Raw genomic sequence first — 17,178 nt, 5'->3', positions numbered from 1 at the left:
TTTATGTCCCCGAATATACCATTTGTTCGCCAGTTCGCACAGCCAAAGACGGCCGTTTTTCCAACAATCTTATTGGGAGAGGGTATAAACTTAGACTTGATAAGTATAAGAGTCATTGGTCATATTTTGTGTCAAATACGCAGTGGCTTCCTCTTCTGGCAGCGGTTTGGAGAATAAATATCCTTGAGCGATATCACAGTCTAAATCACGCAGATATGCTAACTGCTCTTCAGTCTCGATGCCTTCTGCCACTACGGTCATGCCCATGGCTTTACCCATCGCCACCATGGCACTGACAATGGCTTCCTGTTTGTTTTTACCAATCTTGGACACAAAACTGCGGTCAATTTTTAGGGTATCAATCGGGAAATCAGCAAGATAGGACAGGGATGAATAACCCGTGCCAAAATCATCCAGAGCAATATGGATCTGTCGCTGTTTGATTTCGTTCAGCAGGTTTTTGACTGCTTCCGAATTTTCAATTAAAGACGATTCGGTAATTTCCAGTTCCAGACTGGCACCTGAAATCTGGTTATCGGCAATGGCCTGATCCAGATCATCGAGTAACTGACCGCGGCGCAATTGCTGCGCCACGACGTTGACTGATACACAAATATGATTAAAGCCCAGATTATTCCATTGGCGGATCTGTTTGGCTGTCTGCTGGATGACCAGACGGCCAATATCTGAAATCAGGCTGGTCTGTTCGGCTAAAGGGATAAACAAGCCGGGTGGAATAATGCCTTTTTCGGGATGATTCCAGCGAATCAAGGCTTCAAAGCCATAAATGCGCTGATCACTGAAATTAATTTTTGGCTGATAATAAACAATCAGCTCATTATTCTGGATGGCTTTACGCAAATCCCGTTCCAGAAAAATCCCCGTTTCTTGTAAGCCATCACTTTGATTAGAATAAAAGTGAATGGTATTGCCGCCCAGATTTTTAGCTTCGTTCAGGGCCTGTTCGGCACAGTTGTTTAAATAATCGAGTTGACGACCATGATCTGGATAAAATGCCACGCCCATGGAAAGCGTGATCACATAATCCTGACCGTAAATATTAAATGGAGTGGTAAATGCCTGAGCGATGCGTTCACAGTGTCGCTGTACTGAAGGGCGAATATGTGAAATCTCATAGATAATTGCAAAATCATCACCATTCAGATGTGCCACAAACAAGGCTTCTGCATTATTCATGCGCAGGCGCTGCGCGACCTGACGTAAAAGTTCGTCCCCGCCATTATTGGATAGATATTCATTTAATGGACGGAAGCGATCGATATTTAGGCGAATCACGGCCATCTGCTGAATGGAGTCTTTTTGCGAGACCAGATATTGATGCAGCTGATAGTTATAATAGAAACGATTCGGTAAATCGGTCAGTGGGTCATAATTTTCCAGATAAGACAGGCGCTGTTCCTGTAATTTGCGTTCGGTCAGATCCGAGACAATCCCGACATAATGGGTAATCCGGCCTTCATCATCGGTGACGGCATTGATGTGTAACCATAAGGCGGATTGTTTGCCCGACATGAATTTGGCGTATACCTCGCCATCATAGGAGCCAATCTTTTGAAGCTGTTTGATAATACTGGCATGGTTACTGCGCTGTTCAGCTTTATTTTGTGCAACAAGATCGAATAAAGACTTACCGATGATCTGCTCACGCTCAAAGCCACTCAGGTATTCATAGTGAGGATTGACATCAATATAATACAGTTCAGGATTGAGAATAAAAATCCCTTCCGCGGCCTGTTCCAGTACACTGGCAACCAGTTTTAAACGTTCTTGAGAAATACGTTCCTGCTGAATATCACGACGAATACCCACCATTCGCAAAGGTTTGTTATTTTTAGGATCACGGCTAATCACGCGGCCAATATCATGCACCCAGTTCCAGCTGCCATCACTGAGCAGAATCCGGTAAGTGGCATCATAACGCTCAATCTGACCACGTAAATGCTGTTTCATGTTGCGCTTAAAATAGTCCAGATCATCAGGGTGAATCAGATGCTCTAATTGCAGATGATGATCTTTGGAATCACGCAGAATTTTTTCATCTTTATGATTGGTCAGGGTAATGAGGCGGTCTTTGATATTCCAGTCCCATGGGCGAATGCCGGCAATCTCATGGGCAAGATCCAGGTTCTGTTGCTGATTTTTCAAATGATAATTAATCTGTTCAATATCATAGGTACGTTCTCGTACTTTTTGTTCCAGTAATTGATTGTTGAGCTGTAACTGTAATTCAATATCTTTGGATTTATTGACTTCAGTTTGCAGTTGCTGGCACAGCTCATCAGTCCAGGCCACTTGCTGTTCGGCATTTTTAACCAGCAGACTGTTTTCTGCATACAAGCGCGATGTCCGGCGATGAATACGATAACTACTATTGGCACACAGCAGAATGACAATCACCGCAAAATTTAAGGCCAGACCGAAGAAGGGATTGGAAAGGCTGACATGATAAATTTGCGACAATAAAAAAGGGAATAAAGAGGGTAAAAATACTAGGCAGAAATAACTGAGTTTTTGGGTCAGATAAGTCAAGCCAAATGCCTGAGTCACAATCAGGAGCAGAGCAGACAAGGTCAGTGCTTCAATATCTTCGAATGCAGGATTGGCCTGTGGCAAATAGTAATAAATTGTATAAATACCGACAGCAATACAGCTCCCGACGGCAAGACTCTGAATCTGTAACCAGCGATGTGCGCCTTTTAAATCATATTGTTCAGGCTTAAAATAAAGTGTGCTCACCAACCAGCACATACTGACCAGTAGCTCGGTCAGAATAAACCAGATATTAAAATAGGTATTGGAAGGACGATATTGAAGGTGATAAATACAAAAAATATAAAGGCAAATCACCATTATACTGATTAAAAAATAGCGACTATGGCGAAGTGTGTTCGCAATCTGGGCATGATGCAAATGCTGCTGGATATAGTCGTCTTGCTTATCAACCATGTGATTCAATGCCTGTATTCATCCTAAACGTTTTTCCCTATGTATTGTTCTTATAAAAAAACTCCAGGAAATGTGTAAAATTAACTCATCAATAGTTATTATTCTTTCGTCGAGATTAGAGGTCTTAGGAATAAAAATCAACAAAATTAAAGACAAATTTTTACTGGCCTGATGAACTAGAGATTATAGTTCAAAATTGAAAGGGCCACGACAGGGGCTGTTTCGGTACGTAGTACGCGTTCACCAATACACCAGTTTAGAAAACCTTTTGCATTTGCTGCTGTAATTTCTGCCTCACTGAGACCGCCTTCAGGGCCAATCAGCAGTGCAATATCCAGGGTCGCATCTGCCAGTACATCTGTTTCATCTTTATTGGGCGCCAAAACCAGTTTGGTCTTGGGTAGCTCGGTTTCCAACCATTTTTCAAGTGATATTGGTGCTAAAATTTTAGGCACAATATTCAGTCCACACTGTTCACATGCTGCAATCGCGATCCCTTGCCAGTGATCCAGTTTTTTCTGGTCACGATCATACTTCAAGCGCATTTCACAACGATCCGAAGTCAGCAGCTGAATTTCGGAAACGCCCAATTCCACAGCTTTTTGAATCGCATAATCCATGCGGTCGCCTTTGCTCATCACCTGACCGAGCAAGGCCTGGAACTTGGGTGTGCGATTAGCCAGATTAAATGCATTGACCGATACTGTGGCTGATTTCTTAGCAACTTCAGTTAAGGTCACTTCATATTCGCCACCCTGTCCATTGAACAGGGTCGCGGTTTCGCCCGCTTGAGCACGTAATACCTTTACCCAATGATGAAAAACGGTTTCCGTTAACTCAACCGTAGTATCAACATTTAAGTCTGCTTCAATAAAAAAACGTGGCATGGAGGGATTACTCTCAGATGGAACAAAACAAGACTGCATTGCTATTTACACCCTCTTTGTGTTTTTCCCAAGGGGAGAAAATGGGTGAGATCAATGCAGCCTAAAAACTTATGCTAGACCTAAGTCTTTTACAAGTTGGCGTGTAGGATCAGTGGAGTTCATGGTGTAGAAGTGCAAGCTTGGTGCACCACCTGCAAGCAGACGCTCACAGAATTTAACCACAACTTCGTGGCCAAAGGCTTTGATGCTGGCAGTATCATCACCATAGGTTGCCAGTTGCTTGCGAATCCAGCGTGGAATCTCGGCACCGGTACCGTCCGCAAAGCGGATCAGGTTGCTGGCATTGGTGATTGGCATAATGCCCGGCGCCACAGGAATATCAACTCCGGCTTTCTGGATGCGATCTACAAAGTAGAAATAAGCATCTGGATTGAAGAAAAACTGGGTTAATGCTGCATTGGCACCAGCTTGTACTTTTTCAACAAAGTGCTGGATGTCTTGATCAAAGCTTTCTGCCTGAGGATGCATTTCCGGATAAGCTGCGACTTCAATCTTGAAATGATCGCCTGAATATTCACGGATAAAGCGAACCAGATCAGCGGCATAGGGTAATTCACCCAAACCAACCTGACCTGATGGCAAGTCACCGCGGAGGGCAACAATACGGTCAATGCCTTGTGATTTGTACAGATCAAGCAGTTCTGCAATACGCGCTTTGTCATCGCCGATACATGACAGGTGAGGGGCAACAGGTGCACCTTTGCCATTAAAGTCTTTGATGGTAGACAGGGTACGTTCACGGGTCGAACCGCCAGCACCATAGGTCACAGAAAAGAATTCTGGATTGAGCAATTGTAGTTCTTGATGAACCACTTTGAGTTTTTCCGCACCTACATCAGTTTTGGTCGGGAAGAATTCAAATGAAATTGGAATCTGTTTAGACATGTTCAAATCCTTTTTATAAATACTTTTTAATTAGTTTTACCTCTCCTAAATCCTCTCTTGCGCTGAGCTTCAAAGCAGTGCTTTAAGCACGCTCAGGAGAGGATTTACCCTCGATGACATACATTTGGTAATGAATGTTCCCTCTCCCTATGGGAGAGGGTTAGGGAGAGGGTGGAGTTTAATTAGTATTTATAAGCATCAGACTTGAATGGACCTTCAACTTGAACGCCTAAGTAATCCGCTTGTTCTTGAGTCAATTGAGTCAAGACACCACCGAAACCAGCAACCATCGCAGCAGCAACTTCTTCATCTAATTTCTTAGGAAGAAGTTCTACACGAATTTGTGCAGCTTTTTCAGATTCTGGAAGATCAGCAAATTTCTCAGCGAATAAATGCATTTGACCCAATACCTGGTTGGCAAATGAACCATCCATAATACGTGATGGGTGACCAGTCGCATTACCAAGGTTCACCAAACGGCCTTCAGAAAGAAGGATCAGGTAATCATTTTCATTTTCTGAACGATACACCTGGTGTACTTGAGGTTTAACTTCAACCCACTTGTAGCCACGTAGGTAAGCTGTATCAATTTCAGTATCAAAGTGACCGATGTTACAAACAACTGCGCCAGCTTTTAATGAATCAAGCATTGCAGCGTCACATACGTGGTAGTTACCCGTTGTAGTCACGATCAGGTCAGTATTCTGAAGAAGGTCAACATTGATGTCTTCTTTCTTGCCAGTTTGTACGCCATTTTTGTATGGAGAAACAACTTCGTAACCGTCCATGCATGCTTGCATTGCGCAGATTGGATCAACTTCAGTGACGCGTACAATCATGCCTTCTTGACGAAGTGATTGAGCAGAACCTTTACCTACGTCACCGTAACCAATTACAAGCGCACGACGGCCAGATAAAAGCATATCTGTACCGCGTTTGATGGCATCATTGAGTGAGTGGCGGCAACCGTATTTGTTGTCGTTTTTAGATTTCGTTACTGAATCGTTTACGTTGATTGCAGGAACTTTTAAAGTGCCATCACGAAGCATTTCATACAGACGTTGAACACCTGTCGTTGTTTCTTCAGTGACACCGTGGATTTTAGCAATCACTTCTGGGTATTTTTCATGAACAAGTAGCGTTAAATCACCGCCATCGTCAAGAATCATGTTGGCATCCCAAGGCGTGCCATTGACATTGATCTGTTGTTCAAGACACCACATGTATTCTTCTTCAGTTTCGCCTTTCCAGGCAAACACAGGAATACCCGCAGCCGCGATTGCAGCAGCAGCGTGATCTTGAGTAGAGAAGATGTTACATGAAGTCCAGCGAACTTCAGCGCCCAATTCAACCAGTGTTTCAATAAGAACAGCGGTTTGAATAGTCATGTGGATACAGCCGAGAATTTTCGCGCCAGCAAGTGGTTTAGCAGCAGCATAGCGTTTACGCAGACCCATTAGGGCTGGCATTTCAGCTTCTGCAAGTTTAATTTCTTTACGGCCGTAATCAGCAAGTGAAATATCAGCAACTTTGTAATCTGTAAATGAAGCAGTAACCGCGTTCATCAGGATCTCCTAGGAAAAAATAGATTGGATCGTTCTGTTCGCGGATGCCGTTGTTGATCAGAACGAATGTCTGACCGATGGTCGAGCCTAGCGATTTTACATTTAGTGCCTGTAAAACGTCGCAGCATCCCTCGACTAGCGCAGTATTGTACTTGGAAATTGATTTTGTTCCAATCTTAAATTGATTATTATCTGACTAATAAGAAAATTTTGAGAATAAACTATGAATGATGGTTTTGAGTATGCAATCAAAGACTGGGCTGAAATTAAGGATGATTATGAGAATGGCAATTTAATTATTGGTAATGGGGCGAGTGTTGCTTTGCATCAAAAATTTCGTTTTGATTCTTTAAAAGAAGAGGCTGAAAAATTAAGACTTTTTAATGAGGATATATCTAAACTTTCTATTGAGTTTGATACATCTGATTTTGAATTAATTTTACGATTGGTTTGGCATGCGAAGTTAGTAAATAAGCATTTGGGAATAATTGATCAAAAAATTGATTCAGCTTACGAAAATATAAAAGAAGCTCTTATTAAAGTGGTGAAGGAAGTTCATTGTGAACATTCTGATATCGCGGATCAATTACCTCAGCTATATCAATTTACAAAACAATTTAGAACAGTAGTCTCCCTTAATTACGATTTAATCCTGTATTGGATTTTAATGTATGGAAATAGAAATGAAGATGGACATAGATTTAAAGATTGTTTTCAAGGTAGCGGGCTATTTAGAAATAATTGGCAAGATTTGAGAAATCCTATTCGTAAGGAAAAAGAAGTAACTTTGAGTCTTTATCAACATGGTAATTTATCTATTTTCAGAGATGCAAAAAATACCGAAACTAAAGTTCAAAGAGGGGATTTTGAGGATTTGTTAGAAGTTATTACTTCACAATGGGAAGATAATAAAATTCCTTTATTTGTTGCCGAGGGTACGGGAACTAAAAAGCTTGAATCTATAAAAAGTAGTCCCTATTTGAGTACTATTTTCTATGAAGTTCTACCAGATTTAATAACTCAAAAAGCTAATTTAGTCATTTATGGCTGGAGCTTAGGCAAGCAGGAATCACATTTGGTAAAGCAGATATTTAAGAACAACCAATCAGGTAAGGTGGCTATTTCTATATTTCAAAATAATCAGGAAGAGTGCCATCGAATTTATAGGCTTATAAAAAATGAAAAAGTAGCTCCAAATATCGAAGTAGAATTTTTTGACAGCCAAAGTTCAGGTTGTTGGAATAATCCTTAAATAAAAAGCCCATCATCTGACGGGCTTTTCTTACTTATTTAGTTTCAGCAGCATCTGCTTTTTGAGTCCAGAACTCAGCCTGTTCTTCATCGCCATCTACGCCTAAACCATTGGCATAAATAAATGCAAGATCGCGCATTGCTTGAACTTCGCCAAGTTCCGCAGCCTGTTTGACCAAAGCAATCGATTTTTCCACGTCTTTTTCAATTACATCACCGCGACGGTAGAAACCGGCCAACTCTAAAGTCGCAGCAGGATGCTTCTCGATATTGGCCTTACTTAGCCAGTAATAGGCTAACTCAAAGTGAGCTTTAGATTCTTCTGGATCTTCTTCAGCCAGTTCTTTGGCATAAACGGTATAACCTTCACCTAACCAGTACATCGCATCAACCAGTCCGCCGTTGGCAGCTTTCAATGCCCATTCTTCAGCCAGAATAATGTCATCATCATGCTCGCTTTGCATATACAGTTCAGCCAATTCAAATTGCGCTTCAGCATTGCCTGCTAAGGCAAGATTGGTCAGGGCAGCAGAGGGAGAAACACGCTGGGTCATATCAACATCTCAAAAATATTATGCGTAGACTAAAGGTTTAAATTAAAAAAGCCAATCCGAAGATCAGCTTTTCAAGTATGAGGGGGTAAATTAGAATTTTAGACCAAGCAAATGATTGCTGAAATCACGGCGATTACCACACAGATTGAGGCGATTACTTTAATTTTACTTTCCAGATAGCTCAGGCTTAAACCAACGACTAATGCTGCAAAAGTTAAACTGCCCAGCCAATAACTGATCATGTTACTGATTGTACCTGCGAACAGGCACAGGATGAGCGCAATCGTTAATATCACCCAGCCAAGAATGCTGGCTATTTTGGTTTTGGGAGCATCTAGCTCTTTAGCAAAGATCTGTTTCTGATGTTTGGACATCGACGCGGCAAGTGCAAACATACCGAGAGAAGTCAAAGCCCAAATCAATAAGAAGAACATCATGCCTGATTCTCCTTGAGCATCACTTTAGATTTTTTAGGCGGCAAGCCTTTATGGTTTTTCACTTTCTTGAATGCAAACCAGAATAGGATTGCAAGCGCCCACATCGCCAGATCAAAAGAAGCAATCATCCACTGACCATGCATGATGCTGTTCCAGATTGCCTGACCGCCGGTCAGGAAGTTTACAATTGGGAGTAGCGCAAATGCTGCTGTTGCAAGCAGGAGCAGCTCTAGCCAGGCCTGACGATTGCTACGAATCATGGCATAAACTAAGGTCAGCAACCAGATGATAAAGAAGCTGCGAATTTCCCAGTTCAAACGCATGTCCATGTCTGCCGGAATAAAACGGTTGGCATAAAAGTAGGCAGCACAGGCAATCGGTAAACCGATAATTGCCGCGATATTAGTCACTTCCACAAGACGATAACCAAAAGATTTATAGCCTTGCTTTTGTTGTTGTGGTGCGCGTTTGACACACCACAGAATCAAACCAGTCGCAATCATGAATGTGCCGACCACACCAGACATGAACAATAACCAGCGTAGAGCCAAGTCCACGCCACGTGCTTCATGCAGTGTGGTAAATACGTTATAAATACCGTTTGCAACCGAGGGTGTTTTCAGTGTGGTTTGATCCGGCTTTAATTCACCCGTCACGCCATTGAAAGCCAGACTCGGATAAACATTGCGATAGGCTACGCTGACCCCATTTAAGGCACGAAGTTCAATTTCAGCTTTGGCGGTATTTGGCTGGATGATGTTAATTGTAGCAACCGGATTGTTTTTCCATTGCTTTTCTGCTGCTGCAAGAATGGGCGCTAAGTCTGCCAATGGCGCAGGGCGGGCAGGTGACGCATCGCCACGCGAACGGCGAGCTTCACCCCGTGCAGACATATCACCACGTTCACCACGATTCTCTCCCTCACTACGCGGTCGACGCTGGTCACTATCACCGGATTCAGCCTGAACGCTATTGTCCTGAATCAAGCTCTTACGTTGATCTTGCAGAAATGCACCTCGATTTTCATAAATCTGGTTGACACCCCAAGGCATCAGGGTAAACAGCAGCAGTAACAAACCGCTAAAGGTAATCATGATATGGAACGGCAGGGCAAATACCGCCGTTGCATTATGGGCATCCAGCCAGGAGCGCTGACCTTTGCCAGAACGGAAAGTAAAGAAATCCTTAAAAATTTTCTTATGGGTAATGACACCGCTGATAATCGCCACCAGCATGAGCAAGGTTGCAATGCCGATAATCCAGCGCGCCCAGATTCGGGGCAGTCCGTACAGTTCAAAATGAAAACGGTATAAGAATGAACCACCGCGTGTTTCACGGGCTTGCAGCACTTCACCGGTTGCACTGTCAATGGTTAGGCGGGTACCGCCACGACGGGCACGCGGATCTTCACCGGCACCGCGAATATTCAGTATGGTGGTATTCTGGCGTGAGTTAGGCAGCTGAATCGCCCAGCTGCCGGCATCCGGATGATGCTGTTGCAGATAAGCCAATGCGACACGGGTCTGTTCGATTTGGGACTTTTGTGGGACTGACTGATGAAATTCCGGTTTCATCCAGATGCTGATTTCATTCTGGAAAAAACTTAAAGTTCCAGTTAAAAAAATCGCATATAAAAGCCAGCCTAAAATCAGACTGGCCCAGGTATGCAACCATGACATCGACTGGCGTGGCCCTTCCTGTTTTGCATCTACTCTCATCTTAATTTCCTAGGAATTTATAGCTGATATAGAGCAAAACACTGGGAATTACGATTCCGAGCGTTGCCTTGATAGTTTTGTTGACCATAAATACCCAAATAAAGGCTGCGGTATTCAGGCTAAAACCAATCAGGGTGGCTGACATGGCAGCACTGCTTCCTGCATCCATAAACATCTGGGCAATCACGATGGCAGCCAGCGAGGCAAGCATATAACCGCCGACACCAGCCAGAAGAAAGCGATATAAAATCATCCCACGATAAACCAGCAGATTTGCTTTAACTTTATTTTTGCTCGATGGACTCGGTGCAGTAACTGTTTCAGTCGCTATTGCATGCATATTCGGACTACTCATCATCGAAAATTCTATCTATTAAACTTGTTAAGCTATTTCGATGCGAATGATAACAATTATTGTTTATATTTTAAATACGAAACATCAAACTATTTATATGAAAAATAAAAAGAACTATTGGACAGGCTAAAAGGGGGGTATTAAAAAATATAAGCTTTAAAAATAAAAACAGCGGCTCGAAAGCCGCTGTCTAAATATTATCTGTTCAGAATTAGTCTTGCTGAATACCTGCAACCACCCAGTCCTGATTTGAACCTGCTGGTTTAGTGAAATGCCAGATTTCTGCAAACGGTTGTGGCAAGCTGTTCAAGTCTTCGCTTACCGTACCGGTAAAGCGTACGCTGACAATATACTGACCATTGTCAGTCGATGAATCTACCACCATGGCATTCAGATTTGAAAACTCGGCAACATCCTGATCCTGATTGCTCATGATGTCATTACGCATTGACTGATAAAGATCAGGAGTTAGGTAACGCTGAATTTCCGAAATATTGCTTGCCGTATTCATAGACTGAATGTGGTTAAAACGCTGACGTGCGACACGCAAGAACGCGGCAGGTTCAGTACCATCCGGTAACTGGCTACCACTTTGGGTATAAGCCGTGCCGAAAGGCGCCGTATTTACCGGCGCAGAACCAAACGGTGCATTAGTACTTGGCGTTTGACCACCAACATTCTGACCAAAGATATTGCTATTGTCACCACCGCGAGGTGCAGTCGGTGCTTGACCAAAAGGTGCTGTATTACCAGCACCGCTATTTGGTGCAAATGGATTAGAAGCTACTTTTTTTTTTGCGCCCATCTTACGGAAAATGAAGAAGGCAACAGCAGCAGCAAGCAGGATCCAGATCCAGCCTGGAATACCACCTTTTTCCTCTTCTGCTGGAGCCGCCTGAGCTTCAGACGCTGCCACACTTTGATCATCGGCCAATGCATTGGCAGCTACGGCACCAATCGCAGCACCCGCTACACCGGCAGCAACCATACCACCCACACCTGGGCCAGATTTTTGCTGGGTTGCAGCACCGGCAGCTGGCGCTTGTTGAGCAGGCGCAGCTTGACGAGGTTGTTGATAAGATTGGGTAGGCTGTGCAGAACGTTGCATACCGTGACTTTTACCGCCACCGGCACGTTTTGCTTCAGCAGCAAAAGGCGCAACCAATAATACTGCTGTCAAGATACCTGTAATCAAACCGCGCTGTCGAACTTGCATTCATTTTTCCTATGAGAATAAAACCTATTTGTACAGTCTATTTATATAGGCTTTGTGTGGAATTTCAATCAAAAATCTGTATTTTTTTGCGCTTTACTGCAAATTCACTGCCTGATGCTTAATTTAGCTCATCACTTAAAGACATGGCTTCACTCAGGGCTTCATGCAAACGGGCAACAGCAATAATCTGCACGCCTGCAATGGTTTTTTGCGGTGCATTGCCACGCGGCACAATAATGTATTTAAAACCATGCTTGATCGCTTCTTTCAGACGCTCCTGTCCATTTGGCACGGGACGAATTTCACCAGACAGCCCGACTTCCCCAAAAACAGCCAGTTGTTGTGGTAAGGCCTTGCCACGAATACTGGAAGCGCAGGCCAGAAGTACCGCCAGATCGGAGCCGGTTTCTGTAATTTTAAGACCACCAACAATATTGACATACACATCCTGACCTGAGGTTTGTACACCACCATGCCGGTGCATGACGGCCAAGAGCATATTCAGGCGGTTCTGGTCCAGACCCAGCGCGACCCGTCGTGGCTGACCATGCGCATCATCGACCAAAGCCTGTACTTCGACCAGGAGTGGACGCGTGCCTTCACGACTGATCATGACAATCGAGCCCGGAATCGCTTCATCATAACGGCTTAAAAATATTGCAGATGGATTGGACACTTCGCGCAGCCCTTTGTCGGTCATGCCAAACACCCCGAGTTCATTCACCGCGCCAAAACGGTTTTTGACGGCACGGATCATCCGGTAACGTGAATCGGACTGACCTTCAAAATACAGTACACAATCGACCATATGCTCAAGTACGCGTGGGCCTGCCAAGGCGCCTTCTTTGGTGACATGACCGACCAGAAATAAAGAGGTACCGCTGTTTTTGGCAAAACGGGTCAGCAGGGCAGCGGATTCACGAATCTGCGAGACTCCACCTGGAGCTGATTGTAAGGTCTCGGTATACAGGGTTTGAATTGAGTCCAGAATTGCGACGGCAGGACGTTGCTGGGCCAGTACTTCACAAATGCGTTCGACACAGGTTTCTGCCATGACCTTGAGCTGATCGGTTGGCAGATCCAGACGCTGGGCACGTAATGCGACCTGAGACAGGGATTCTTCGCCGGTGACATATAAGGCCGGATTTTTGGCAGAGGCCATATGCGTGGCTGTTTGCAGCAAAATGGTTGATTTACCAATGCCGGGATCACCGCCGATCAGAACCACTGAACCCGTTACCAGTCCGCCGCCCAGAACCCGGTCAAACTCACTGATACCGGTCGGTAAGCGTGTTTCATGCGAGACTGAGACCTGATTTAAGGTGGTGATTGTGGATGCCTGACCTGCATATCCACCCGCGATTTTTGGCTGAGCCCGATGTGTAACCGCAGGTGCAATGCTGACCTCAGTCAGGCTGTTCCATTCCCCACATTCCGAACATTGTCCCGACCATTTCGGATGATCTGCACCACATTGTTCACAACGATAGACACTTTTTGCTTTAGCCATATTTTAAGATGAAGCGATTGAAATTGACTGACAGCATAGCGGTGAATGTGATCTAAAACCAAGCCTTTCACCTGAGAAATCATGGTTTTTACGACAAGGCTTGTCGTTTTTATTTGTGCTTATTCGGATGTTGTGTATCAACGCCGTCTATAATGCCCGTCTTGTTATGCTGAAATGGAACAGATCTTGTCACAATTGCTGAAACATATTGATGCGATCGCACGTGAAAAAAACCGTGATGTGCTGTTTGTGCATTTTGAACAGTATGTATACCCAGATCAGGACGCTCACTCGGTTCGGCAAATGTTTATCGGCTGGTTAGAGCAACAGGGTATCCGTTATATACCGTGTTTGGGCATTGAGCCCACAGTCCGCAGTGACGTGTATTCGGGCAGTCTATATCTGGATGTACCTTTTGACCTGCAGCATAAAACTTATCAAAAACTGAGCGAGTATTTGGAAGATGATCAGGGCAATATGAAAATTGAAGGTATTCAGTTTTTTGTTTTATCTTTAGGACTGGCACTTGAACTCGAATCTGACGGCAAATTACCAGAATGGGGCGGTTTACGCTCATAGAACATGAATATTGGATTTGAATTTCGAATAATTAATAATAAAAAGCCACAATTGATGTGGCTTTTTATTCTCTTGGTTCGGGATTTAAGCAATAAGGCGGTTAATAAAGTTCACCAGATTTACGTCTTGCGATGAAGTCTTTCGATTCCTTGGCAATCACGCCAGACAATAACAGCAATGCAATCAGGTTGGGAACCGCCATCAGACCATTAAAGGTATCGGCAAATAACCAGACCAGATCCAGTGTCGCGATACAGCCGACAAAAACCGATGCAATATAAATAATACGATAGGGTAGAACGAACTTTTCGCCGAGCAAGTAAGTGGCACATTTTTCGCCGTAGTAGCTCCAGCCTAAAATCGTGGAATAAGCAAAGAAAATAATTCCGAAGGTGACCACCCAGCCACCGACACCGGGCAGGAGTTTGTCGAACACGCCAATCGTCAGTACTGCACCGGTCTGATCACCAAATGAATTACCGGCCATGATGTAGCCCATGACCAGAACAATACCAGTAATTGAACAGACAATAATGGTGTCAATAAAAGTACCGGTCATAGAGACCAGACCCTGACGGGCAGGATGGTCGGTTTTTGCTGCTGCGGCTGCAATCGGCGCAGAGCCCATGCCGGCTTCATTCGAGAATACCCCACGTGCTACACCATAACGAATCGCCGCACCAATCGCACCGCCTACTGCAGCTTCACCGGTAAAAGCATAGGTGAAGATCATTTTTAGTGCAGGTGCTACCAGTTCTAAATTGTTGAGAATAATGATCAGACCGCCAGCCACATAGCCTACCGCCATGATTGGAACAATCACCGAAGATGCCTTGGAAATCGATTTAATCCCGCCCAGAATCACCAGTGCTGAAAAGGCAGTAATGATAATACCGGTCATCCAGGTTTCGATCCCCAAACTGTTTTCAACTGCCAGTGCAACAGTATTGGACTGCACTGAACTGCCGATCCCAAAAGAGGCCAGTGTCCCGAACAAGGCAAAAATCAGCGCCAGCCATTTCCATTTCAGGCCACGTTCGATGTAGTACATCGGACCACCCGACATTTCACCTTTTTCATTTTTAATTCGGTATTTGACTGCAAGGACACCTTCGCCGTATTTAGTCGCCATACCAAACAGCGCAGTCATCCACATCCAGAAGACCGCACCCGGACCACCCAGCACACAGGCGGTGGCTACGCCGGCAATATTACCGGTACCAATCGTGGCAGACAGTGCGGTCATCAGTGAAGCGAACTGGGAAATATCACCTGAGTGCTCGGGATGCTTGCCAAAAACCTGTTTGAAGGCCAGTGGCAGCATACGGAATTGCCAGAACAATAAGCGGAAAGTGAGGAATATCCCGGTGCCGACAATCAGTACCAGCATATAAGGGCCCCAGACCCAGCCGCTTAAAGTCTCCATTAAACTTTGTAAATTTTGCATAAAATTCTTCTTATTGATCCATGTCTATGTAATTCGAGATATTGATTAAAAAGCAATTATTGTGCCATCGGTATTCATCCTGAATACTTAAAATGGCGGAATTGTGTTCTAGTTTTTACATGGTTTTGCTGCTTTGACAAGAAGTTTCTTGAATCTCGGGCGTCGAAAAAATAAGCGTTAAGCTGGCGCGAGTGAGATATAAGAAAAATAAATGAACTTTACAGTTTAGGCAGAAAATACAAATGATGTGATTTTTCTTTTTGTATTCAGGCTTTTTTACGTTAATTTGTCGCGAGTAAAACTCGAAGTTGAAATCAATAATGTCAGAAAAATATAACAGTTCATCGGCAGAGCACGGTGAGTTACAGCGAAGTTTATCCAATCGGCATCTACAGCTTATTGCCATTGGTGGCGCCATCGGAACCGGCCTGTTTATGGGTTCGGGCAAGACCATCAGTCTCGCAGGTCCTTCTATTCTGGTGATCTATATGATCATCGGTTTTATGGTATTTCTGGTAATGCGTGCACTCGGTGAGTTGTTGCTCTCGAATTTGCAATATAAATCATTCATTGATTTTGCCACGGATCTGATCGGGCCTTGGGCCGGATACTTTGTTGGCTGGACCTACTGGCTGTGCTGGATCACTATCGGGATCGCAGATCTATCCGCGATTATTTATTACCTGCAATTCTTCAATAATGGCTTGCCCTTTAGTCCTGAAGAAGGAGTGATGATCAGCGTTGCCGCGATTGTGTTTATCATGGGTTTGAACCTGGTCACGGTCAAACTGTTTGGTGAAATGGAATTCTGGTTTGCTCTGGTCAAGATTATCGCGATTGTGGTGCTGATTGCCGTTGGCCTGTGGATGGTCTTTACCGGGTTTACCTCGGATGCCGGCACAGTTGCGTCATTTAGTCATATCTGGTCACATGGCGGTATCTTCCCGACTGGAGCGATGGGCTTCCTGGCCGGGTTCCAGATTGCGATTTTTGCCTTCGTGGGTGTAGAGCTGGTGGGTACGACCGCAGCTGAAACCAAAGATCCGGAAAAGAACCTGCCGAAAGCAGTGAACTCGATTCCGATCCGTATCATTATTTTCTATGTACTGGCACTTTTGATTGTGATGTCGGTAACGCCATGGAATCAGATTGATCCAAATATCTCGCCCTTTGTGAACCTGTTTAGTCAGGCTGGTATTGCCGCAGCTGCGATCATCATGAACCTGGTGGTGTTGTCCTCGGTGATGTCATCGATGAACAGTGGGGTATTCTCGACCAGTCGTATGCTGTTCGGTCTGTCGCGTGAAGAGCAGGCACCACTTGCCTTTGGTCGCTTAAACCGTCGTGCAGTTCCGGCAAATGCCTTGTATTTCTCTGCGGTATGTTTGTTGCTGGGTGCAGCACTACAGTATTTCGTTCCAGATACCGTCCGCGCTTTCACTTTAGCAACGACTTTATCCACGATTCTGTTTATCTGTGTCTGGATCATCATTATCTGGAGCTATATCGTGTACTACAAAACACGTCCAGAATTGCATGCCAAATCGACCTTTAAGTTGCCGGGCGGTCTGGTGACCTGCTGGATTGTGATCGTATTCTTCCTGAGCATGATCGTGGTGTTGGCGCTGGAAGAGGATACCCGCCAGGCACTGATGATCAGTCCGATCTGGTTTATCCTGCTAATCATTGGATATTTTGGTTTCTATAAACAGAAACATAAATAAACCTTATCAATAAAAACGTCAGC

14 protein-coding genes are annotated in these 17,178 nt (G+C 44.3%); 3 read left to right on the top strand and 11 right to left on the bottom strand.

What is annotated here, in order from left to right; translation table 11 throughout:
• Positions 1–90 precede the first annotated feature (90 nt).
• The 4 genes from GVV58_RS04925 to ahcY form a co-directional block, all read right to left on the bottom strand.
• Complete coding sequence (locus GVV58_RS04925; RefSeq protein WP_159516092.1) at positions 91–2,967, bottom strand: bifunctional diguanylate cyclase/phosphodiesterase; 2,877 nt, start codon at positions 2,965–2,967, stop codon at positions 91–93.
• Between the two features lie 176 nt (positions 2,968–3,143).
• Positions 3,144–3,854, bottom strand: coding sequence for a 16S rRNA (uracil(1498)-N(3))-methyltransferase (locus GVV58_RS04920; protein ID WP_035337758.1), 711 nt, complete (start codon positions 3,852–3,854; stop codon positions 3,144–3,146).
• A gap of 108 nt (positions 3,855–3,962) precedes the next feature.
• Entirely contained in the window at positions 3,963–4,799 is an 837-nt protein-coding gene (gene metF, locus GVV58_RS04915; protein ID WP_159516091.1) for a methylenetetrahydrofolate reductase [NAD(P)H], read from the bottom strand.
• A gap of 182 nt (positions 4,800–4,981) precedes the next feature.
• Positions 4,982–6,364, bottom strand: coding sequence for an adenosylhomocysteinase (gene ahcY / locus GVV58_RS04910; protein WP_159516090.1), 1,383 nt, complete (start codon positions 6,362–6,364; stop codon positions 4,982–4,984).
• A 223-nt stretch (positions 6,365–6,587) separates the two neighbouring features.
• On the opposite strand from ahcY, the gene GVV58_RS04905 reads away from it, so the two are divergent.
• A complete protein-coding gene (locus tag GVV58_RS04905) occupies positions 6,588–7,616 on the top strand; it encodes a DUF4917 family protein (protein ID WP_252721255.1) in 1,029 nt (342 codons plus the stop codon).
• Between the two features lie 34 nt (positions 7,617–7,650).
• Here the strand turns inward: GVV58_RS04905 and GVV58_RS04900 are convergent, their stop codons facing one another.
• The 6 genes from GVV58_RS04900 to radA form a co-directional block, all read right to left on the bottom strand.
• Positions 7,651–8,169, bottom strand: coding sequence for a tetratricopeptide repeat protein (locus tag GVV58_RS04900; RefSeq protein ID WP_005097675.1), 519 nt, complete (start codon positions 8,167–8,169; stop codon positions 7,651–7,653).
• A 98-nt stretch (positions 8,170–8,267) separates the two neighbouring features.
• Complete coding sequence (locus tag GVV58_RS04895) at positions 8,268–8,606, bottom strand: DUF3325 domain-containing protein (protein ID WP_100534857.1); 339 nt, start codon at positions 8,604–8,606, stop codon at positions 8,268–8,270.
• The gene (locus GVV58_RS04890) at positions 8,603–10,324 is read right to left on the bottom strand and encodes a PepSY-associated TM helix domain-containing protein (protein WP_159516089.1); all 1,722 of its coding nucleotides are present in this window, start codon (positions 10,322–10,324) and stop codon (positions 8,603–8,605) included. Before GVV58_RS04890 ends, GVV58_RS04895 begins: the two co-directional genes overlap by 4 nt.
• Position 10,325: 1 nt before the next feature.
• Complete coding sequence (locus tag GVV58_RS04885) at positions 10,326–10,682, bottom strand: hypothetical protein (RefSeq protein WP_034608454.1); 357 nt, start codon at positions 10,680–10,682, stop codon at positions 10,326–10,328.
• A 208-nt stretch (positions 10,683–10,890) separates the two neighbouring features.
• Positions 10,891–11,895 (bottom strand): Tim44-like domain-containing protein, encoded by a 1,005-nt coding sequence (locus GVV58_RS04880; protein ID WP_005169956.1) that lies wholly within the window; start codon positions 11,893–11,895, stop codon positions 10,891–10,893.
• A gap of 118 nt (positions 11,896–12,013) precedes the next feature.
• On the bottom strand, positions 12,014–13,405 hold the full coding sequence (gene radA / locus GVV58_RS04875) for a DNA repair protein RadA (RefSeq protein WP_159138228.1): 1,392 nt from the start codon (positions 13,403–13,405) through the stop codon (positions 12,014–12,016).
• 174 nt (positions 13,406–13,579) lie between these two features.
• On the opposite strand from radA, the gene GVV58_RS04870 reads away from it, so the two are divergent.
• A complete protein-coding gene (locus GVV58_RS04870) occupies positions 13,580–13,984 on the top strand; it encodes a hypothetical protein (RefSeq protein ID WP_005169959.1) in 405 nt (134 codons plus the stop codon).
• 100 nt (positions 13,985–14,084) lie between these two features.
• Here the strand turns inward: GVV58_RS04870 and GVV58_RS04865 are convergent, their stop codons facing one another.
• Positions 14,085–15,431 carry a sodium:alanine symporter family protein gene (locus GVV58_RS04865; protein WP_005169960.1) on the bottom strand — a complete coding sequence of 449 codons (1,347 nt, stop codon included), beginning with the start codon at positions 15,429–15,431 and terminating at the stop codon, positions 14,085–14,087.
• A gap of 320 nt (positions 15,432–15,751) precedes the next feature.
• Between GVV58_RS04865 and GVV58_RS04860 the strand changes: the two genes are divergently transcribed.
• Positions 15,752–17,155 (top strand): amino acid permease, encoded by a 1,404-nt coding sequence (locus GVV58_RS04860; protein ID WP_159516088.1) that lies wholly within the window; start codon positions 15,752–15,754, stop codon positions 17,153–17,155.
• Positions 17,156–17,178 lie beyond the last annotated feature (23 nt).

Origin of the sequence: Acinetobacter sp. 18QD2AZ41W (genome assembly GCF_009829025.1) — a bacterium.
Lineage (GTDB): Bacteria > Pseudomonadota > Gammaproteobacteria > Pseudomonadales > Moraxellaceae > Acinetobacter > Acinetobacter pseudolwoffii.
This window is presented reverse-complemented; position numbering and strand designations above follow the sequence as displayed.